Below are 20261 nucleotides of genomic sequence, written 5' to 3' on the forward strand. Positions count from 1 at the left end.
AAGCAGCCCGAAAATTGGAAGGAAAGAAAAACAGAAGCGAAATTACTTTCGCCAGCTCAGGCCATAAAAGAGGGCCAGAATGAGGGATACCCCCAGGAACGGAAGCAGGAACCAGTGCCAGGTGGCCCGCTGTGCATCGAGTTCGATCTTTTCCTGGTTGCCGATCAGGATAAAATTAGCCCAGAAAGAAGGCGCGGCACTCAGGCTACGGAGATTGGGTGCGTTCAGGAAGTCCAGTTTAGCCCGCTGGAGAGCGCGGTCTTTGGGCAGGCCTTCTTTGAGGTAACGGTTGAATTGTACCATCAGGGTCTGGGTGGCATAATCATCGGCGGGCCAGAGGCTGGTCACGATATTGGCGCTCCCGGCGTAGTAAAAACCCCGGGACAAGCTCATGATCCCTTCGCCCTCCAGCAGGTCACCGTTGCCGGTCTCGCAGGCACTGAGGATGATCAGATCCGCCCGCATGGGAATATCGAAGATCTCGTAGGTCGCCAGCGTGGTATCGTGGAAATAGATCACGTTAAAAAGCGCATCCTGCTCGTCGACGCAGGCGTGGGTAGCGAGCTGAAGGATCCGGTATTTATCGGCGGATGCCTTAAAGTTCTGCAAACTCGCCTGCTCGTTAAGATATGCGGTTCCTTCCAGTATTTCCTGGGTTTCCTGTACACTTTTTTCGCTGTACGGCAGATACATCAGACTGCCCGTTGTGCAGTCGCGACTTATCGCCCGTCCAACGTCGCCCTCCCTGAATACCGGCGCAAAGCCCCCGTAATCACTGCGCTCATCCGGACCGTCCGTCCGGTGAATACTTTCCAGCAATAAAGTGGCCGAATAACCGTAAGCCAGCGCGTGGTGCTCGATCAGGTAATCCTGCTGAGCGGGCGCATAACTGATCTGATCCCCGCTGGGAGGAGAGACCAGTAAGGACTCGAAAGCGAGGAATCCGAGAATATCATCCGGTATCAGGTACAAACGCAGTTCGTCCGCTGCGTCTTCTGGCAGGAGTTGGCGGAGCAGAACGTCGTACAGCCGGGAAGCCGAATGCACATAAGACTCGTAAGTAGCGGGCTCCAGCAGGGCCTTGCCCTGGGTGCGGAGGGCTTTTTGGTAGGACTTGAAATCGTTTTCCCAGCGGGCCAGCTCCGGAAGCTGTTGAAAAACGGCTCCCTCCGGCCTAATGAGCATCGCAAAACTCTGGTCCCCGAAAATGAAATAGGAAACCAGCCGTGTGCCCTTATCCCGGAGCAATTCTTCCCGGATCTGGCCAATGCCCGCCAGGGCATCACCGTAGCTCGCCCGGTAGTACTGAGGAAAGCTGTCGGAAAGCGCCGATTTGATGGTCTGGTACTGGCCGTAGACCTTTTGCAGTTCCCGTTCAAGATTATCCAGCTTTTCACCGGACTGTTCTCCGGCGTTCTTTTGCAGATCCTCGATCGTTCTTTGCAGGAGGATCAGGTCCAGTTTGGCGTTTTTTTCTTCTTCCAGCAATTCGGTGAAGCGGTCGCCACGATCCTTCGGAGCGGATCGCTGCAGCCGGATATTCCGCCATTTTCGGATATTTTCCAGCAAGAGCAGCGCCTTGCTTTTTTCCATGTATTGGAAGGCTTCCTCCAGCAATGCCGGATCCTGCTGCTGCTGGTACTGCCGGTAGAGCAATTCCAGTGCCGACGCAAAAACCGATTTGGCCTCTTTGCTGAGCAGCAGTTTGGAGGCGTCGGATTCATACAATAAGCGCAAACTATCAATGGCCCGGATTGCCGTTCGGAAAGTAGGCAGAATACGTTCCGACGCTTCGGGGTACAGACGCTTCAGGGTAGATCCGCGATGGTTCAGCAATTGGATCAGGAGGTAGTAATCACTGATCTTTTCCAGCCGGGGGACGGCGTAGTAGTCGGTCGAATCCAGCTGCCGGTCAAAGATCTGCAGGCCTCGCTGAAAAGCGCGCAGTGCCGCCCGCTCGTCCTGCATTTGGTGGGAAAGCTGCCCGATCGCCAGCTGGACTTTCGCCACACTGGGATGGTCTGCTCCCCGGGCCTCTTTTCTCGCCTCGAACGACGCCCGGTAGTTGCTTAGGGCCTCCGGTAAACGCGACTGTTGCTCCTGCAACTGAGCCATAAGGGAATACCAGTGGTGAAGGTCCTGCGGATGATCCCGAAGGATCTCCCGGGCCAGGTTCAGATATTTTTGAGCCGCAGGCAGTTGTTTCCGGAGCAGGTAAGCACGGATCAGGTTAAAATAGGTCTGGAGAAAATCTTCGTATTCTTTACGGGGATCCAGGTCCGGTAAAATGTCGAGGCTTTTCTGTAGGTAATCCATCCCCTGACTGAGTTGCCCCATTTCGATCATGGCCAGCCCGAGATTGTTGTAGATGCCGACCTGTTTTTCCGGATCCGGCCGGGTGACCGGAAAAATGGCCAACGCGGCCTGGTAGTGATTGATCGCCATTTCAAAATCCCGGCGTTCGTAATAAATGGAACCCGAAGCGGATTTGTGGGAGGACAGATAAGCGGAATCCAGCGCGATGAGCTTTTCGAGCCGGGTAAGAATGGAGGTTGCCCGGTCCAGCATTTTGGAAGCGGCCTGGTACTGGGCGGTCTTTTCGAGATACAGTGCTCGGAAGTAATAGATCCGTTCCTGTTTGAAATTTTCTTCCGAAAGGGTTTCGCGATCGATGATCCGCTGGGCTTCTTCCAGGATCACCCGCATGCTGTCCAGCCGGTCCAGGTCGTAATTGATCTGACTGCGGTAAATGGCGGAGGAAACGATGATGCTCCAATCCGCCAGTTGCCGGTAATATTGCTGGGCCTGGGAGAAATGCCGGTCGGCCGCTTCCAGTTGGCCATCCAGCCGCAACTCCCGGGCCAGATTGAAATGATTGCGGGCCACTTCCCGGATCTCTTCCGGGTCATTCTGGTATACTCCCAGCGCCGAAAGCCCGTGGTGGTAACCCACAGAGAGCAGCAAGGTGAGTAAAACGGCGTACAGCTCCCGGGGGAGCTTCGGAGAAATTGCGGGAGTAAGCAAGTGACCTTGTATTAATTCAAATTGCTTCTCAAAGGTAGCCTTCTTTCTCCACAAATGAAATCAATCCAATCCTAATTCGCTCCTTTTGTCCATATCCGCCAGACTGTTGTGGCTCCAGTAAGCATCCATTACGGAATGTGTACGTTTGGCAATGGTAGACCGTGGCTGTTTGTCGAACATGCTCGGATAGGTATCTTTCCAGCCGGCGATCCGGTAGGGTGCTGCTGCTTCAAAAACGATCTCCAGTGTGCGGTTCAGTTCCGGGTAGCGGATGGTATATACCTGAAGGTTCTCGCCCGTAAATTCTTCACCCTGGTAGTCGGCCAGGCTGAAGGTGGCCGGAGTGGGAGCATAGGGCCGGTGGGTGAGACGGGTAAATTCGGCGGACGGCAGTATATCCAGGTCTTCGGCGGGCAGGGATGCCGGGTTGATCCGGATGCGATTGAAAAGTTCTTCCTCCATAACGGTGGCCGTTACGTTCCCGGTTTTATCCGCTTCGTTCTCAAAATAGGAATGCAGCAGGTAGTCGTAGCGGTCTTTCCGCTCGTTGTAATTGATCTGCATGTAGGTCTGGCCACACCATTCCTGAGAAGAGTTGCTCACTTTCAGCGTCATGGGATGCGCGTCCGGCTGCACCGGAGTGAATACGGAGGTCATGATATTATAGGTATAGATTCCGGTCGGAAAGGTCTTAACGATATTGTTTTTCAGGATGGGAATAGAGTTCGAGTTGGTATAATTATCATTCTTAACCTGCTTATCGGTCAGAAAATCCTCGGTAACGAAGATCATCACTACTTCACCGGGATGGTTATCCTTGTACCGGTTTTGGGACAATTCGTACCGGCTGATCTCAGCCTTACCCTGGTACCAGTAATCATCCAGCCGGTCCGGTGCCGTTCCGTTCAGGGAAACTTTGAGTGCATTAGTGGGCTCGTCTTCACCGGGAGCGGCTGCATGGTTGCAGGCACTAAAAAAAATGAAGAGGGCCAGTAGAGATAGAAGATGAGTTTTCATTGCAAGCTTTTTTCTTTTAACAAAAAAAGACCGGCAATTGGTTTACCCGTTGGAGGAATGACCTGGAAAGTTTCAAAAACTTTCCAGGTCTTTTGTCCGCATCGCTACTGCAAAATGCTTTCGATCATTTGCAGTTCCTCATCGGAAAATGCCTGCTGCTCCAGGGATGCCACATTTTCGGCCAGTTGCTCCGGCGAACTGGCACCGATCAGCACGGAGGTGACCCGTGGATCGCGCAGTAACCAGACCAGCGCCATTTGCGCCAGTTCCTGACCGCGCTTTTGGGCCAGATCGTTCAGGGCTTTGATCTTGGGCTGTTTGGCTTCAACCTGCTCCTTTGCAAGATAGGTCATGTTCTTGCCGGCCCGGGAATCTTCGGGAATACCGTCCACGTACTTTTTGGTAAGCATCCCCTGGGCGAGCGGGGAAAAAGTAATACAGCCGATCCCGTTCTCTTCCAGGGTATCGAGCAGTTTGTCTTCCGGTTCCCGGTCGAACATGGAGTACTTAACCTGGTGGATCAGACAGGGCGTACCCAGGTCCTTCAGAATAGCGGCCGCATTGGCGGTCTCATCGGCCGGATAGTTGGAGATGCCGACATACAGCGCCTTGCCCTGGCGCACAATCTGGTCCAGTGCTCCCATGGTTTCTTCCAGAGGCGTATCCGGATCCGGCCGGTGGTGGTAGAAGAGGTCCACATAGTCCAGTCCCATCCGCTGCAAACTCTGATCCAGACTGGCGATCAGATATTTGCGGGAACCGAAATTGCCGTAAGGCCCGGGCCACATATCGTAGCCGGCCTTGGAAGAAATGAACAATTCATCCCGGTAGGGGAGAAAGTCCCTTTTCATAATGGTACCGAAATTCTCTTCGGCCGAACCGAAGGGCGGGCCGTAATTATTAGCCAGGTCAAAATGGGTGATGCCCAGATCAAAGGCTTTTTTTAGGATATTTCGTCCGTTTTCGATCCGGTCGATATGGCCGAAGTTGTGCCAAAGGCCAATAGATATTGCCGGTAGCAGAATGCCGCTTTTACCACTGCGGCGGTAGGTCATGTCGTCGTACCGGTCCTCTGCGGGGCGGTAATCAATGGGATTGGTCTTGTCTCCAATACGCATAGGTGCTTTATTTTTAGAATGTCGAAAGTTGGTGATTAGCTCTTTGCCGTGTTGCAAATGTAGTAAATTGCCAATGATCCAGAAGTTTACAGCTATAACCGAAAATAAGTATGCATACTCCCATCCTGATCATCGGAGCCGGTCCGGCCGGACTGGCGGTAGCGGGCCGTCTGCGGAAGATGGGCCTCGATTTTGAGATCCTGGAGAAGACGGATCAGATCGCCTCCTCCTGGCACGGTCATTACGATCGCCTGCATCTGCACACCGTCAAGCAGTTATCGCATCTGCCCCATCAGCCCTTTCCGGAACAGTACGAACTGTACGTTGCCCGTCGGGATCTGGTGCAGTACTACGAAGATTACGCCCGGAATTTTAATATCCAACCGCATTTTAATGAGACCGTCTCGAAGGTGAAAAAAGTAGACGTCACCTGGACGGTCGCCTGCAAAAGCGGTAAAACCTTCACCGCCGATCGGGTAGTGATCGCCTCCGGTGCGAACCATGTGCCCAATCGGCCCCATTGGGATGGCGAAGATGTGTATACCGGACGGATCGTCCACAGTCGGGACTATAAGAATACGGAACCCTACCGGGGCCAAAAAGTGCTGATCGTCGGCATGGGCAATACCGGTGCGGAAATCGCCCTGGACCTGGCCGAGCACGATATCGACACGACCATTTCCGTACGCAGCCCGGTGACCATCGTCCCCCGTGATGTTTTTGGGCGGCCGGTACAACTGACGGCCAAAAAACTGGAAAAGATTCCCTTTGGGATTGGCGACTGGCTGGGCACCATGGTACGGAAAGTCGTGATCGGCGACCTGAGCAAATACGGCGTGCCGATGTCCAAGGTGCACCCGGCCGTTCAATTAAAGGAGACGGGCAAAACCCCGCTGATCGATCTGGGCACGGTGGACTATATTAAATCGGGTCAAATAAAGATCATCGGCGATTTCACCCGCTTCACTACTACCGGCGTACAAATGCCGGACGGTAAAGCGCTGGATTTCGACGCCGTGATCCTGGCGACCGGATACCGACCCCAACTGGAAAATTTTGTGGAGCAGGTAGCCCCGGAACTGGATCGCTTCGGTTTTCCACGCGGTCCGCTGGCCGGCGCTGCCGAAAACGAAGGCCTCTATTTTGTCGGATTTGATAATTATAAACTCGGGGGTATTCTGGGCACGATCTATAAGGATTCGGAAGTGGTGGCTAAGGCGATCGCGGAAGGGTAGGGAAGAGGTCCGGAACGTGCCCAATAAGACCTGGAAAGTTTTTAAAACTTTCCAGGTCTCCGCTCTTGCTGGCCATCCGTCCGTTATATCTACGCCCGAAAAGACAAAATTTATGCATTACCTTAACCTGAAGCAAGCACAAAACACTTAGAATTATGGCATTTAGCAAAGTTTCATCCGCCTGGTGGGGCCCGCCCAAAAAATTCGATGCGCCCGAAGAAGATCGCCGGGTGAGTTGGCTGGAACTTTTTTATGATCTGGTATACGTGATCGCTATTGCCCGGATCACGCACCATCTGTCCCAACACCTTAGCCTGGAAAGTTTTTTCGAATACGCCGCTTTGTTTATGCTGATCTTCTGGGGCTGGCTCAACGGTAGCCTCTACCACGATCTGCACGGCAATGAAGGCCTGCGGACCCGCCTGATGACGCTCTGGCAAATGATGATCATTGCGGCCTTGTCGATTACGCTGGATCACCTGTCGCCCGAGGACTACGCCAGTATTACGGTCGTTTTTATGATCATGCAATTCTACATCACTTATCTGTGGTGGAGTGTCGGTTTTTACGATCCTTCGCACCGGAAGTACAATTTACCTTACACGGTGCTTTATTTGATCTCTCTGGCCCTTATGGGTTTGAGCCTTGTTCTGTCACCGGCCTGGCTGAAGGTGCTCGTTCCCCTGATCATCATCTGCAATTATGCCCCTCCGTTTATTTCCCAGTTTTTACTTCGCCGCACGAATACGGATCTCAACCTTTCTTCCAGTATGTTTGAGCGACTGGGTCTGTTCACGATCATCGTTTTTGGAGAATTGGTTATCGGTGTGGTGAACGGGATCGGGGAAAAAGAAGTGCTGGACTTTTCCGCCTGGGTGGATTTTGGGCTGGCCCTGGCCGTGGTATTTGCTCTGTGGTGGATATTTTTCACCCTGGTTTCCCAGCGTGAACCTAAAAACGGCTTTTTGAACGCTTCGCTGTTGGAGCTGCTGTATGTGCCGGCACTGATCTCTTTGGGACTGATCGCCGTTAGTTTCACGTCCTTATTTGTCGATAACCACGAGGCCTATGTATCCGAAAATATTTTTGGGTACGCCGTAACGATCTTTTTGATCTCCGTGAGTCTGATGATCGGGCTACTGGAATTTCCGGGAGCGTTTCAAAAGATCAAACGCCCCATAAGGGTATCCTTGCTGCTGACGGCATTGTTATTCCTGATCGCTACTTTTTTCCATATCGAATGGAATGTCCGGACCTACCTGCTGGGCGTGCTGATCCTGCTGCTGGCCGAAATAACTTATCTCAATACGCAGTATTACGGCATTAGAGCGAAGCTGGAGGAATAATGATCTTTCCGAAAAAATAAAGCCGGAGTAGATGCCTCCACTTACTTTAGTGGCAACACCTACTCCGGCCAGGACGTCCGGCTCAATATCCGGACCTGTACTGGGATAAACCTTATCGTTCGGCCAGTTCCCGATCGTGGAAATATTCGCAATCGTAGAAATGGTCGTCCATGTAATCCGAGTCGCGATGCCGGTCGGGATGGTAACCCATCCGGTCGTATTTACCGCTGCGTTCCAGATAGTTGCGGTCGTAATAGGTGACCACATCGGCCTCGTAAGCCGGAGTGATCAGCGTTCCGTGCCGGTGGCGCGGCAGCAGGTAATACGTACTGATACTCAGGCCCGGCACCCATACCTTATGTTGTTCTTCATCGATCTGGGCCAGGCCGATCGGGATCAATACATTTTTATCGTCTTCGTTAAAGGTAGCGGGGGCGTCGCGCTCATCCACGCCTCTAAGCCTTCGCATCATGTCCCGGAAGGCATTGGTAACTTCGTGATCCAGTTCCACATCCAGATAGCGAACCCGGAGTTGGGCCGGAGCGACGACCATGCGTTTGATCTTACCGACTATCTCTCCGTTGGCGGTGTAAACCATCCAACCTCGCACGTCGGTGTCGTCCTGGCTTACCTGCCATTCTTCGAGATCGTCCAGGTAGGCCAGTTGATTTCTTTCGTAACTCGTAGTTTGCTCATTAACATTATTCGGTTCCATGACTTTAGTTGGGTTTTTTGAGAAATTTTATAAAAGGGTTATTCCGGATGCTTAGCTCACTTTCTGGTAAGTAAATGAGGGCGTGTAGGTGTCGAGCTGTGCCTTTAGCTCCTGATGGGGCTGGATGACCATTCCGGTTTCTTCCAGTTCCAGGTTATCGTCGTCACGATCGGAATCATCGAGAATGAACCAAACCAATGCTGCAATCAGCAAGATTACGAATATGAGAATGAAGGGCATGTACGACCTGGTGGCCGAATTTTTCTTTTCAATTTTAATTTCTGCCATGACTTTTGGTTTTAGAGGTTCGGGAAAATAGCAATAGACGACGGGGCGGCTCGTAAAGCCGGAGTACGCAGCTATTGTATTTAATATAAACAGCAACCAATAAGTCCGTGTTTGGTAAGGAAGTGTAGGGGTAAGTAGGGAAAAGACGATACCGTTCGTTTGGCTAACCTTTTAAAAGTCAGCCTATTTTGCTGCGATTTGGCGGGAATGCTCAGGATCTATCCGGCTGCCGCCGCGGTGTCCGGGTAGGTGAAGGCAGCCGAATGTTAACCTATAGACTCCAGGCTAGCAGGTGGTGTATATCTAGGGCATTCCGGAGGATAATTACCGGAAAGTAACCAACTTATTGGGCACCATATCCATCAAAGCAACTCCCGAATACGGTCGTAAAGGGCTTTGGTCGAGCTCGGCCGCAACGCGTCGTAATTGACCACCGCTCCCGATTTGTCGATCAGAACGTAAGTCGGAAAGGCATCCACCTGGTAGGTAGCGGAAAGCAGATAGAATTCTTCATTGGTCAGGAAGTAATTTTCCCCTTCCAGCGCATATTGTTTTTTCATATTCTCCCAGTCCTGCTCTTTGGATTGGGCGCAAAGGTTTAGAAAAACCACCGCTTCGTCCTTAAATTCCTGATGGAGGCGTTTGGCGTGCGGGATCTCCTGGCGGCAGGGCCCGCACCAGGTCGCGTAAAAATCGATATAGATGACTTTGCCTTTGTATTTATCGATGTATTTCTCCCGGACAGCTTCCAGATTGACCTCCACAGCCTCCCCGCCGGCGTCCGCCACGGTCTCCGGATCCTTAATCTCCATTTGTTCCGGACTTTGCGCTTTCAGGTGTTCCAGAATAGAAGGGTAGTGGATGTGCCCGGCAATTTGCGCCCACTCTTCATCAGTCGGAACGAGGCTGTTCTCATAATAGTGCTCGGCAATGCCCTGACCGATGACCAGATCCCTGGCCAGTGCCGTCGGTACTTGCTGAACGTTCTGCAAAAGCGCGTGCAGCCGGTATTTTATATCCAGTTCCCGGAGGGCATCATTGTGTTCCCGGGCCAAGTCTTTAAATTCCTGCTTGTTGGTGACGCTTCGATCTCCCTCAAAAAGCCGGCGTATCAATTCTAATTCTTCCGGGGAAAGGTTAGTATTGTTCTTGAAATAGAGCACCTTATCATCCGGATCAATAGATTCGCGGGACAATACGGACATGATATTCGCCAGATAATCGATACAGACGCGGGTTTGAATATCTTCGAGATTGGATACCGGATAAGCTGTGAATAGATCGGAGTAGAAGTTTTCGGGCAAAGATTTACGTGGTCGGGGCGCACCACTCTCATAAGTATACCGATAATTGATCCAGGCGTGGGCCGTTTTGAATCTAATCTCACTGCGTAAAGCGGCCAGAACAGCTTCGGATAGTTGGTGTTCTTCCCGGTAATTCTCCAAAAAAGCCATCTTTTCGGCTTCCAGTTCCTTTTGATCATCTATATAATCGGAAATGGAAAGGCCCGCATTGTGAAGGGTGTCAGCCCGCTCCAGTTTTTCTCCCATGGCAGCGTGTAAGGCTTCTTTAAAATCGCTCATTTCCCGGTTATCCGCCCCGGATGCTCCGTTGAACACCAACTCCTGGCCCCGGAAAGTGAGGCTGTAATCGGTATTCGGCCGCACCAGGAAATCATTGTAATAACCACCTTCCAGATCGAAATAAATACTGTTGATGACGGGATGGGTCAACGGAAATGAGATCGCAAAATTTCCCAGGCTGTCAATCGGAAAGATCTCGTCCTTTATAGTTCGGGTAACCGCATCGAAATAGGTCATTTTACCGGTATTGTAAATACCCTGGTAGTTTTCGATCTTACCGCTGATATTGACGGGTTGAGCCTGGATCTCCACCGGATCTTCGGTGGAACGACAGGTAAACAATAGGGTGGATAATAACAGGAGAAAAACGCATTTGTAGTTCAAGATCAATACTTTTTAAATGAGCGCAATCAATTGTAATGACAAGATTACCAAGTTCTGAGCAAATACTCTTGCCGGGTTAAAACCATTCTGCCCGAATTACCCGGATAGTCTGAAAAACGGATACAGGAGCACTTTTACACCGTACGGAGCGCATGCTGTAAGTTCGCCATACTTTACCGGACCTGCCACAATTTGCGGACAGAAATCATAATTTTTCATGAGGTATAAAGCTATGTAAGCTGTTGACGAAGGAATTATGGCCTTGCTGATAGTTATTGCTCACGGTCTTCCAATGTGGGCATAGACTGGTACCATTGGGTTACCTGTTGGGTCAGATCCTGCACCCTTTCCGCATGCATGGCCGCGAGGTTGTGCTGCTCTCCCGGATCATTTTCGATATTGTACAGTTCCGGCCGCCCGCCGTCGTAATCGCACAGCAATTTCCACACGCCCTCCCGTACCGCCAGATCGGGAAGGTTTTCAAATCCGTAAAAATTCTTTCGGTCCGGAGGCCGGCTGTAAAAGATCGGGGCGCTGCGGGACGATTCGGATCCCCCTAACAGCACTTGCAGCAGGTTCTCCCCGTCGGATACCCCATTTTCGGGCGCTTCCGTCGAGGTGAAATCCAACAGGGATGGCCTCAGATCAATGGCGGAAAACACGGATGTATTGTTCCGCGTACCCCGCACTTTTTCGTCCATAAATCCCGGCCCCCAAACAATTAGAGAAGAGCGGATCCCTCCTTCGTAGAGGTGGGTTTTATAACCCTTGAGGGCACCGGCCCTGCCGGCCCCCAGTTCCGGACCATTATCCGAACAGAATAGGATCAGGGTATTGTCGCGTAGCTTTTCGTTGGACTGGACGAAATCAAATAGTTTTCCGAACTGCTGATCCATGGCTTCCAGTACGGCCAGATACAATCCGCGCTTTCCCGCCTCCTTGGCCAACCCGTACTCTTCGAAAGGGGGCCAGTAGGGGCTATGTACATCGTCCGGCCAGATATTGACGTAGAACGGATCTTCGGCTTTACTCATAAAATCGATCGCCGCATCGATAAAGCCGGTCGTGATCTCCGATCGCTGCATCCAGGTAAAGGGGCCGCCCAGGATCTCGGCTTTTTCCCAGATCCGGCCGACTTCCCCGGTCTCATCCTTAGTGAGAGGAAGCAATTTGGCGCCCATGCCTTCAAAATTGGTCAGCGACTCATCAAAACCGTATTCGGTGATGGGAGGCGCATCCGCAACGTCGCGCTGGCCGCCCATGTGCCATTTCCCGAAATGCCCGGTAGCGTAGCCGGCCTTTTTCAGGTCGCGGGCCAGCATTGGGGCCGCGGGGTCCAGCCAGTTGGCGATACCCCGTTCTTCGTTTCGCTCCCGGCGATCCAGGTAAGAAGTGATGTTCCACCGTTGGGGATAGGTTCCGGTGGATATCGCTACCCGGGAGGGAGAACAAATGGGCGAATTGACGTAGAACTGATCAAAACAGATGCCTTCCGCCGCCAGCCGGTCAATATTCGGGGTCTGAGCGTCGGTATTGCCGAAGCAGGACAGGTCGGCCCAACCCATATCATCAATGAAGATCAAAATGACGTTGGGTTGGCGATCGGCATCATTGCGGGAGCAGCCCCAGCAAATAAGGAAGAGAAAGGGCAGGTATAGATAGCGTGCTTTTTTCATAAGGGTATTTTATCTGACGGTAAAAAAGGGTAGATCATCCGGGCTGCGTCCTTGACAGGGAGAGCATTCCGATACGCGGCAACATCGCCTGAATGGCTCGGTTCACTTTTCCTATGGCCCTTACCAAAAACAATGATCATGAAATTATCGGGAAAGATAACATTCCTATTGCTGCTGGCTGGCTTTTCGCTCCTGACGGTAAAAACTTCAGTCATGGCCCAAACGACACCCCAAAAATTACAAAATCCGATATCAGCCGCATTTCTCCAAAATAATTTGCGAAATGAGCTGCCGCGCCTGGTCCTGAACCGGGAGATCGAGGCCGGGCTGAAAGAAAAAGTACGGACAGATCCGGTCATCCAGAATGTCTATGAAGCTATCCGGCTAAATGCGGAAAAGGTCTTTGCGCTGCCGATCATCAATCTGGATATTCCGCTGGAAGAAAGATCACAGAACAATCAGTTGGATATATCGCGGGACATGCTCTACCGGATGAATATGCTGGCGATGGTGTACCGGATGGAGAAGGAGCCCCGGATATTGCAGCGGATCAACGAAGAGGTCATCGCTGCCTGCAACTTCCCGAGTTGGAACCCCAAGCATTTTCTCGACGTGGGAGAGATGTCCCTGGCTATTGCCCTGGCTCTCGACTGGACGGCCGGCGACCTGCCTTCGTCCACCATTGAGCTGGCCAAAAGATCCTTGATCGAAAAGGGTATCAAACCCAGCTGGCCGGAAGGCGGGAACCAGAACCACTGGGTCTACCGGGAAAACAACTGGAACCAGGTTTGTAACGGCGGTATGGTTGCGGCGGCCCTGGCCGTCGCCGAAATGGCCCCGGAACTGGCGGCCAGAACTATTCGCAGGGCGATTGACGGAATGGTCTACGCTTTGCACGCGTACGGCCCCGACGGGGTCTATCCGGAAGGAGCCACCTATTGGAACTACGGCACTTCCTTTTCCGTGGTGACCGCCGCCATGTTCGAAAGCGCTTTCGGAACGGATTTTGGCATCGCTGATTATCCGGCATTTCGGGAGAGTGCTATTTTCCGGGTGCTGTCCAATGCGCCGACGGGCCTGGTCTACAATTTTGGCGATTGCGGAGAAAGCCGGAGCGAGAATGGCGATCTTACGTTGGCCTGGTTTGCGGCAAAAACGGGTAATAAGACGTTTTTCGAAAAAGAGCGTTTTTTAAAACCGCCCGATGAGATGGGCCTATTGAACCGACTGGCCGGAATTTCCCTGGTCTGGATGTCGCAGTACGAGGAGCGGGGAGCGGAACGGGTGCCTCTTTCCTGGAAAGGCGACGGCATCAATCCGGTGGTGTTCTTTACCGGTGGTGCAGAGGATTCCCGGCAGTACTACTTCGGGGGCAAGGGCGGGCGCGGAGGTATGAGCCACGGCAATATGGATGCGGGTTCTTTTGTGTTTGAACTGGACGGCGTACGCTGGAGCCTGGATCTCGGAAAGTTCAAAAATTATGGAGTGGTGGAACGTACCGGATTCAACCTGTGGGCCCGCTGCCAGGAATGCGACCGCTGGAAATTATTGAACACCAATAACTTCGGGCACAGTACGTTTACGGTCAACGATCAGCTTCACGTCGTGGAAGGTAAAGCGACTATTGTTGATTTTAGGGAGGGAGCCCAACCGGAAGCTACCATCGATCTGACGCCCGCTTTTGCGGGGCAGTTGAAAAGCGCCAGTCGGCGGTTTGTCAAAGATAGCGCCACCAGCCTGCTGATCGAAGATGAGATTGAGTGTACCGCGGCGACCGAACTCATCACCTGGCAACTTATGACCCAGGCGGAGGTGGAAATGGTGAAAGGAGGTGCCGTACTCCGGCAAGACGGCAAAAGTTTAAAACTGGAGATCCTTTCTCACCCCGAACTCCAGGTATCGGTAGTATCGCTGGATCCCCCGCCCCTGTATCTCGATCTCACCAAAGCTAAGCTGAAACGTCTGGAGATCAGGATACCGGCCTGGACGCTCCGGGACGGGACTACGAAGATCCGGGTGCGCCTGTCCGGTGAATGAGAGCGATCGCTTAGTTAATTCTAAGTGTCCTTTTGCTGTGCTTAAACTGGTTTGATCCCAACGTGAATATCACGCCAGGATCAAACCAATTTTACTTCAGTAGGTAGGTAAATTTTAGCTATGTTTCTTCATCCTTTTCCTTTTGATTGCGCATGTTGCCGATGGCGAATCCCATCACTACGCCTAAACTGAGCCATAAACCGAAATTATCCGTGGCGACACCAATCGCCGTACCGATGGCCAGGCCGATGGCCATTCCTGAGCCGGTGTTATTTTTCTTATTCATATCTTTTACTTAAAAGTTATTTGTCTCTTGATCTCCCTAAAGCAAAGAAATTGCCCCGGTACCTGATCCCAATATCTGGTTGCAGGAAGCCGGGGCAGACCAAAACTATATCCAGGATATTTTAACCCGACAATTCGTCCAGTCCTGATCCGGCCGGAGGCTTAGAGCAGACCGGAGATCTGCTGCTCACCCAGGCCGTACTGTTTAACCGCGTCCATCAGTTTGCTGATGGCTCCTTTATCCTCGCTGCCGGACTGATTGTACAGTTTCAGCAGCAGGGCGGCCAGGGACAGGTTCTTGACGTCTTCACTTTTGAATCCGGCGGATTTTACCATGCCGTGGATCTGGTTGAGCAGTCCGGGGGTGCCGTTGCCGTTACCCAGCAGGGTGGTTTTGAGGTCACCCAGGGTATCGCTGCTGCTCACCAGGCGGTCAACCGTTTTACCACGGTTGATGGCGTTCATGATGTTGTCCACAAAGGTGGATTCACCACCGACGATGTCGATCTTGGCATTTTTGAAGGCCTCGCTGAGGGCCATGGCCTGAGCCTCGGCTACATAGCGCTGTACTTCAATATTGGCCAGTTCTACATCACGCTCTTTTTCCAGGCGCAGTTTGAACTCCTCGTGCTCTTTGCCTACACCATCCAGTTTCTGCATGGCTTTGGCTTTCTCCTCTACACCTTTGGCTTCGGCCAGTAGTTTTTCCTGCAGGACTTTGGCTTCGGCCATTCCCTGCTCGGAAGCGCCTTTGGCGGTGGCCAGACTCTTCAGTTCGATCACTTTAGCCTCGCTGGTACCTTTTTCGGCCAGTACTTCGGCTTCCAGGATACCCTGCTTGTGGGTAGCGGATGCTCTGGCTTCGATGCCTTTAGCTTCCGCAATGGCTTTCTTCTCGAGTACGGCGGCCTCGATCAGGCCTTCCTGCTCTTTCGCCCGGGCTTTGGCTTCGATCACCTGTGCTTCGGACAAACCGATGGTCGCTTCTTCCGCCGCTTTGGCTTCGGCCTGGATCTTGCGGGCTTCGGCTTCTTTCTCGGCTGCGTTTTTCTCCGCTTCGGCGTCGATCAGCAGCTTCTGGGCGTTGATCTCGGCGGCCAGGCGCTCGGCTTCTGCCGTTTTCGTTTGCTGAATGATGGCGGATTCTCCGCTCTCTTCGGCTTTGATAATGGCTACGTCCTTGGCCCGGCGGGCGGTTGCCAGTTCGCGGGTATCTTTGATCTTCTCTTCTTCTTCCACCGTCTTTTTCTCCACCATCACGCGCTCGCGGATCACATCCTGGATGTTCTTCTGCTCCTGCTCGATGGCCCGCTGCTTTTCGATCTCGGCGAGGGTAACGATGCGCTCGCGCTCGGTCAGTTCCAGCAAACGGTCTTTCTCCACTCTTTCGGTTTCCACCGCTTCGGTGCGTTCGCGGTTTTTGGCCGCTACCACCACCTGGCGGGCTTTGTTCTCCTCGGCGATAGCGATCTCCTCTTCGGTGCGAATGCGGACCATTTCGGAGCGCAGTCTTTCCTCTTCGTTGATCTTGGCGATCTCGGCGTTTTCACGGGCGCGGATGTTCGCGATCTCCCGCTTCTGACGCTCTTCCTTTTCGGTCAGCTGGCGCTCGTATTCCAGAATGGCTTCCTGCGCTTCCACGTCCTGCTCTTTGATCGTTTTTTCTTCCTCGCGGCGGATGAAGTTCGCCTTGATCTTCTGGGTAGCCGTCAGCTCGGTAATCTTTTTGATACCTTCTGAATCCAGGATATTATCCACTTTCAGAAATTCGATCGGGGTTTGTTCCAGGTAGTCGATGGCACAGTCGTCCAGCACGTACCCGTTGAGGTCCAGACCGATGATATTGATGATCTCCTGCTTGAACTTTTCGCGGTTGTCGTACAACTCCACAAATTCAAAGCGCTTGCCCACCGTTTTCAGGGCTTCGGAAAATTTTGCCTCAAATAACTGCCGGAGGATCTCCGGATCGGAGGCACGCTTACAACCGATGGTCTGCGCCACCCGGCTGATGTCTTTGGTCTCCTGATTGACCCGTACGAAGAAAACCACTTTGATGTCGGCCCGGAGGTTGTCCTTACAGAGTAGTCCATCCTCTTTCAGACGGCCGATCTCTATGGTTTTTACCGAAAGATCCATGGATTCCACCATGTGCAGTACCGGCACGACCAGCATACCGCGGTCGAAGGCGACCTTGGTGCCGCCGCTACCGGTGCGGACCAGTGCCTGGCCCTGCGGGATCTTTTTGTACCAGCTGGCCAACATGGCCACTACCAGCAGGATGATAACGCCACCTGCTATGGCGACGAATAACATGACATTTGAGAGCATAGTGTATAAGTTTTGTGTGTTAATTTTTTAATCAGTGCTAAGCTGCATTGCAGCTTTTTTCGGACTTTTTGTAATTCCCGGCTATTCGAGACATAGTTCTTCCGGGCCGATCCGGGGCGCTTCGCGCGCCAATCGGTAATTATTTGCTGCTATCGATTACCATTTTTGTTGGGACAATTCCAACAGAACCCGGTCTATTCCCCGGCTAATGCTTTGACGATGTAATACCGTCCGTCGGCAGATTCATTGACTACCAGAGCTTTGGAGCCCCGTTCCAGCAGGGCTTCTCCGTCCAGTTTGACATTGATCAGCAGGGGCGTATCGTCTATCAAAACTTCGGCCTGCCCCATGGCGCTGCCGGATGCCGGCAGGGTCAGTGTACATTCCTGACCGATATATTCCACCGGTAAGGCGCTGCCGTCAAAGTGGCGAAACACGGGGATCAGCGGGGTTGTAATGATCTTGGTGATCAACAGACTGATCGCCAGGTTGGGCAGGAAAAGGACCGTTGCCGTTCCCCAACTGCCGTGACCGAAGTAGTGGTTTGCCAGCAGGCTCAGGGCCCACATACACAGTGTTAGGAAAGAAAAAACCACCATGAAGGGCACCCGCCCGAAGTTGAAGAACTGCAGGCTGCTACTGAACCAGCCGCTGCTGCCGCTCTCCATTTCGGTATCAGAGTCGATATCGAGCTCAGTGTCAACCTCCGCTTCAACCTCCAGGTCAATATCCATTGCGCTGATATCGATCAGGCCCAGGATCACCGTCAGCCAATACAGCATGACGAAGGCCAACAGGATCGTAAAAACCATATTAACGGGCAATAATGCCTCCTGAAGTAATGCTTGCATGACTGAGATCTTTTTGTCGAATACTCGACGGTTATGTGGTCCGGTAGCCGGATGCCCGGCAGCTAAGGCCTGGTCAGATCCGGCTTCGTGCCGGCAGGGATATTATCCAACTGCTCACTATTTCCCAGGGGAGTAATGCTCCCCTGAACCGGAAACCGGCCGGGCAATAAACTCCCGGGCCACTGATTGTGGCCAAAGTGATTAAGCGAAAAAATTAAAGCATGAAAGCGATTAGGATTAAAAGCGGATTGGCTTTTGTAATTGTACTTTGATCTTAGCCAATAAATGCATCTTTGATCTGTCGATCATTGGAGCCTGCGGTTGCAGGGGATTATTGGTGTCAAACCAGATCGCTTTGCGTTTTAGGGACCGCTGTTCCTCTCTGTGTGTCCAGAAAGTCTCAGCACTTCTTAATTGTCTTTCTACCTGGGTGTCAGGTAAGTAAACCTGAAGACTTTGTCTGGCCGCCCTTGCGACGCTTTCAAAATCATCCCAGAGCAAACGGATCAATTCCGGCACGGTACTTTTGTCGCGAACCTTCCCCAGACCGAGGACGGCCGCTTTGCGTACCCGATACGAGCCGAAGCGGATGATCAGTTTCAATAAACTGATGTCTTTTTCCCGGATGCCCTGGGCTACATCTTGTTGGCTGATCCGCTTTAAACCGATGCGGATCAGCAGGTTTTGCAGAATGGTCATGGTACTGGGGTTTAGTTGGTCAATTGAATGCGCTGATAACCCAATGCTGGATCATATAGTCCCGTACCGGCGATGGCTTACCTGCTTACAGAATATCGCCGCCGCCTTCGAGGCGTTGTTTCCGGCCGATCGCGAAGTAAAGTATGGTTCCGATGAAAGGGACCAGGATCACCAGCAGCAACCAGACCAGACGTTCATTTTTATCTTGAAATTCACTGCGCACGATCTCGATCAAAGCTAATACCCAGATCAGGGTGAGACCCAGACCGATCAACATGCTGAAAAAACCGAATATAATTCCCATTGTAGTAAATTGTTTTAATTTTTGTTAGGTGATCAATTGTTGTATTGTATTGATCGAATACTACAATATTGCCGGTTTTACCGACGAAATTCCACTTTCCTCGGCTAACCTAGGGCAAATCTCGACTAACCTAGGAGGAAATGAACGAAAGCCACCAACCGCAATATCCGCCGCTCAGTCAAACTGAATGTAGGGCGCGATCCTTTGAATAAATTCCTTGTTTAGTGCGAGGACCTTCTCCAGATCGGCTACCGTGGCAAAAGGTCCGTGGTTGCTCCGGTAGGCTACGATCACATTCGCCTGTTTCCACTGAATATAGGGATGAGCTTGCAGTTCCCGCGCATCCGCCCGGTTGATGGCGATCCGCTCCCGAATGGGCGAGAAGCGGAGTTGATCCTGAATGGATTGAAAGGTACTGTCCGGTAGGCCATAAGTTTCTGCGACCTGTTCGATCCGGACAAAACCGCCCAGTTTATCCCGGAACCGGACAATCCGCTGCGAAAGCACCGGGCCGATACCGTACAGTAGTTGCCATTCTTCCGCAGTAGCCTGGTTAATATCAATACTGACCGGGGCGGGAGCGGCGTAACTGGCCGGAACTGCTCTGGCAGGTTGCTCTGGTTGCAGATCGTCAGCGAACCGATCTGACCGGATCGCAGCATCGGCCAGGGGAAGCGTAATAAAAGCCTCCAGACGCTGGTAATCCTGCTCCCGCAGACCGTATATCTTTTTCATATCTTCTTTTTTCCGAAAAGTTCCGCCCTTTTCCCGGTAGCGGATCAGGGTAGCGGCGGTTTTTTCCGGCAGACCCAGTCGGACCAACTCCCGGTAAGTAGCGGCATTGGGATCAAAGGGAAATTCTTCCGGTTGAACAGTTGCCCGTGGAGTGGCCTGAGGAGCTGCCTTCTTCGGAGCGGCCGCTATTTTTATATAAGGTGCCAGTCGCTGAAAATCCTCCTCACGGAGATTGTAGATCTTTTGGAGATCCTCGACGGAATGAAACCTACCGACTTTCTCGCGGTATTTGATGATCGTTCGGGCGGTAGCCGCCGGCAGGCCAAGCTGTTCCAACGTTTCCAGATCAGCTGCATTGGGATCAAAGTAAAACGCAGCCGCTACCCGTAGGGGCGCTGCTTTTTCCTGCATTTGTTCCAATTCCTCGATCGCCTGTAAAAAATCTCGGCGGTCGACGGAAGTTTCTCCGGCCGGTCGAAATTGATAAACAGCGGGAAACAGGAAGACCAAAATAGCCAAGATCAGCAGGGCCAGCGTAGCCTGCCTTTCGCGACGGGTGTAATACCAAAAATCAGTTTTTTTGTCGGACATGATCCATTGTTTTGAGTGTGTGAAAAAAGCGGATCATTTATCCAA

16 protein-coding genes are annotated in these 20261 nt (G+C 52.2%); 3 read left to right on the forward strand and 13 right to left on the reverse strand.

The window, feature by feature from the left end; all coding sequences use genetic code 11:
• Positions 1 to 42: 42 nt before the first annotated feature.
• The 3 genes from CRP01_RS08070 to mgrA all read right to left on the reverse strand — a co-directional run bounded on the left by CRP01_RS08070 (position 43) and on the right by mgrA (position 5159).
• Complete coding sequence (locus tag CRP01_RS08070) at positions 43 to 3024, reverse strand: CHAT domain-containing protein (protein WP_099149511.1); 2982 nt, start codon at positions 3022 to 3024, stop codon at positions 43 to 45.
• A 60-nt stretch (positions 3025 to 3084) separates the two neighbouring features.
• Positions 3085 to 4041: a hypothetical protein gene (locus CRP01_RS08075; protein WP_099149512.1), complete on the reverse strand. Its 957-nt coding sequence runs from the start codon at positions 4039 to 4041 to the stop codon at positions 3085 to 3087.
• A 104-nt stretch (positions 4042 to 4145) separates the two neighbouring features.
• Positions 4146 to 5159: an L-glyceraldehyde 3-phosphate reductase gene (gene mgrA / locus CRP01_RS08080; protein ID WP_099149513.1), complete on the reverse strand. Its 1014-nt coding sequence runs from the start codon at positions 5157 to 5159 to the stop codon at positions 4146 to 4148.
• 110 nt (positions 5160 to 5269) lie between these two features.
• Between mgrA and CRP01_RS08085 the strand changes: the two genes are divergently transcribed.
• Together CRP01_RS08085 and CRP01_RS08090 are read left to right on the forward strand one after the other, a co-directional pair.
• A complete protein-coding gene (locus tag CRP01_RS08085) occupies positions 5270 to 6394 on the forward strand; it encodes a flavin-containing monooxygenase (protein ID WP_099149514.1) in 1125 nt (374 codons plus the stop codon).
• A gap of 155 nt (positions 6395 to 6549) precedes the next feature.
• On the forward strand, positions 6550 to 7740 hold the full coding sequence (locus tag CRP01_RS08090; protein ID WP_099149515.1) for a low temperature requirement protein A: 1191 nt from the start codon (positions 6550 to 6552) through the stop codon (positions 7738 to 7740).
• Between the two features lie 112 nt (positions 7741 to 7852).
• Here the strand turns inward: CRP01_RS08090 and CRP01_RS08095 are convergent, their stop codons facing one another.
• The 4 genes from CRP01_RS08095 to CRP01_RS08110 form a co-directional block, all read right to left on the reverse strand.
• Positions 7853 to 8455 carry a PRC-barrel domain-containing protein gene (locus tag CRP01_RS08095; RefSeq protein ID WP_099149516.1) on the reverse strand — a complete coding sequence of 201 codons (603 nt, stop codon included), beginning with the start codon at positions 8453 to 8455 and terminating at the stop codon, positions 7853 to 7855.
• Positions 8456 to 8506: 51 nt separating this feature from the next.
• The gene (locus CRP01_RS08100) at positions 8507 to 8743 is read right to left on the reverse strand and encodes a hypothetical protein (RefSeq protein WP_099149517.1); all 237 of its coding nucleotides are present in this window, start codon (positions 8741 to 8743) and stop codon (positions 8507 to 8509) included.
• A gap of 362 nt (positions 8744 to 9105) precedes the next feature.
• Positions 9106 to 10710 carry a TlpA family protein disulfide reductase gene (locus tag CRP01_RS08105; protein WP_099149518.1) on the reverse strand — a complete coding sequence of 535 codons (1605 nt, stop codon included), beginning with the start codon at positions 10708 to 10710 and terminating at the stop codon, positions 9106 to 9108.
• Between the two features lie 272 nt (positions 10711 to 10982).
• A complete protein-coding gene (locus CRP01_RS08110; protein ID WP_099149519.1) occupies positions 10983 to 12386 on the reverse strand; it encodes a sulfatase-like hydrolase/transferase in 1404 nt (467 codons plus the stop codon).
• A gap of 138 nt (positions 12387 to 12524) precedes the next feature.
• On the opposite strand from CRP01_RS08110, the gene CRP01_RS08115 reads away from it, so the two are divergent.
• Complete coding sequence (locus CRP01_RS08115; RefSeq protein WP_099149520.1) at positions 12525 to 14423, forward strand: heparinase II/III domain-containing protein; 1899 nt, start codon at positions 12525 to 12527, stop codon at positions 14421 to 14423.
• Between the two features lie 118 nt (positions 14424 to 14541).
• On the opposite strand, the gene CRP01_RS42205 is transcribed toward CRP01_RS08115, so the two are convergent.
• The 6 genes from CRP01_RS42205 to CRP01_RS08140 form a co-directional block, all read right to left on the reverse strand.
• Positions 14542 to 14709: a hypothetical protein gene (locus tag CRP01_RS42205; protein WP_170110276.1), complete on the reverse strand. Its 168-nt coding sequence runs from the start codon at positions 14707 to 14709 to the stop codon at positions 14542 to 14544.
• A 161-nt stretch (positions 14710 to 14870) separates the two neighbouring features.
• Positions 14871 to 17036 (reverse strand): flotillin family protein, encoded by a 2166-nt coding sequence (locus tag CRP01_RS08120; protein ID WP_099149521.1) that lies wholly within the window; start codon positions 17034 to 17036, stop codon positions 14871 to 14873.
• Positions 17037 to 17230: 194 nt separating this feature from the next.
• A complete protein-coding gene (locus CRP01_RS08125; RefSeq protein ID WP_099149522.1) occupies positions 17231 to 17887 on the reverse strand; it encodes an OB-fold-containig protein in 657 nt (218 codons plus the stop codon).
• A gap of 237 nt (positions 17888 to 18124) precedes the next feature.
• On the reverse strand, positions 18125 to 18586 hold the full coding sequence (locus CRP01_RS08130) for a HEAT repeat domain-containing protein (protein ID WP_099149523.1): 462 nt from the start codon (positions 18584 to 18586) through the stop codon (positions 18125 to 18127).
• 85 nt (positions 18587 to 18671) lie between these two features.
• On the reverse strand, positions 18672 to 18890 hold the full coding sequence (locus CRP01_RS08135) for a PLDc N-terminal domain-containing protein (protein WP_222845674.1): 219 nt from the start codon (positions 18888 to 18890) through the stop codon (positions 18672 to 18674).
• Positions 18891 to 19064: 174 nt separating this feature from the next.
• Positions 19065 to 20216 (reverse strand): ComEA family DNA-binding protein, encoded by a 1152-nt coding sequence (locus tag CRP01_RS08140; RefSeq protein ID WP_099149524.1) that lies wholly within the window; start codon positions 20214 to 20216, stop codon positions 19065 to 19067.
• Positions 20217 to 20261 lie beyond the last annotated feature (45 nt).

This window comes from Flavilitoribacter nigricans DSM 23189 = NBRC 102662, from assembly GCF_002646595.1.
Classification (GTDB): domain Bacteria; phylum Bacteroidota; class Bacteroidia; order Chitinophagales; family Saprospiraceae; genus Flavilitoribacter; species Flavilitoribacter nigricans.

Bases quoted from the DNA above. Each gene is read 5' to 3' on its own strand.
- CRP01_RS08095 (WP_099149516.1), bottom strand. From the start codon at position 8,455: ATGGAACCGAATAATGTTAATGAGCAAACTACGAGTTACGAAAGAAAT.
- CRP01_RS08135 (WP_222845674.1), bottom strand. From the start codon at position 18,890: ATGGGAATTATATTCGGTTTTTTCAGCATGTTGATCGGTCTGGGTCTC.
- CRP01_RS08115 (WP_099149520.1), top strand. From the start codon at position 12,525: ATGAAATTATCGGGAAAGATAACATTCCTATTGCTGCTGGCTGGCTTT.
- CRP01_RS08140 (WP_099149524.1), bottom strand. From the start codon at position 20,216: ATGTCCGACAAAAAAACTGATTTTTGGTATTACACCCGTCGCGAAAGG.
- mgrA (WP_099149513.1), bottom strand. From the start codon at position 5,159: ATGCGTATTGGAGACAAGACCAATCCCATTGATTACCGCCCCGCAGAG.
- CRP01_RS08125 (WP_099149522.1), bottom strand. From the start codon at position 17,887: ATGCAAGCATTACTTCAGGAGGCATTATTGCCCGTTAATATGGTTTTT.
- CRP01_RS08090 (WP_099149515.1), top strand. From the start codon at position 6,550: ATGGCATTTAGCAAAGTTTCATCCGCCTGGTGGGGCCCGCCCAAAAAA.
- CRP01_RS42205 (WP_170110276.1), bottom strand. From the start codon at position 14,709: ATGAATAAGAAAAATAACACCGGCTCAGGAATGGCCATCGGCCTGGCC.
- CRP01_RS08075 (WP_099149512.1), bottom strand. From the start codon at position 4,041: ATGAAAACTCATCTTCTATCTCTACTGGCCCTCTTCATTTTTTTTAGT.
- CRP01_RS08120 (WP_099149521.1), bottom strand. From the start codon at position 17,036: ATGCTCTCAAATGTCATGTTATTCGTCGCCATAGCAGGTGGCGTTATC.
- CRP01_RS08110 (WP_099149519.1), bottom strand. From the start codon at position 12,386: ATGAAAAAAGCACGCTATCTATACCTGCCCTTTCTCTTCCTTATTTGC.
- CRP01_RS08130 (WP_099149523.1), bottom strand. From the start codon at position 18,586: ATGACCATTCTGCAAAACCTGCTGATCCGCATCGGTTTAAAGCGGATC.
- CRP01_RS08100 (WP_099149517.1), bottom strand. From the start codon at position 8,743: ATGGCAGAAATTAAAATTGAAAAGAAAAATTCGGCCACCAGGTCGTAC.
- CRP01_RS08085 (WP_099149514.1), top strand. From the start codon at position 5,270: ATGCATACTCCCATCCTGATCATCGGAGCCGGTCCGGCCGGACTGGCG.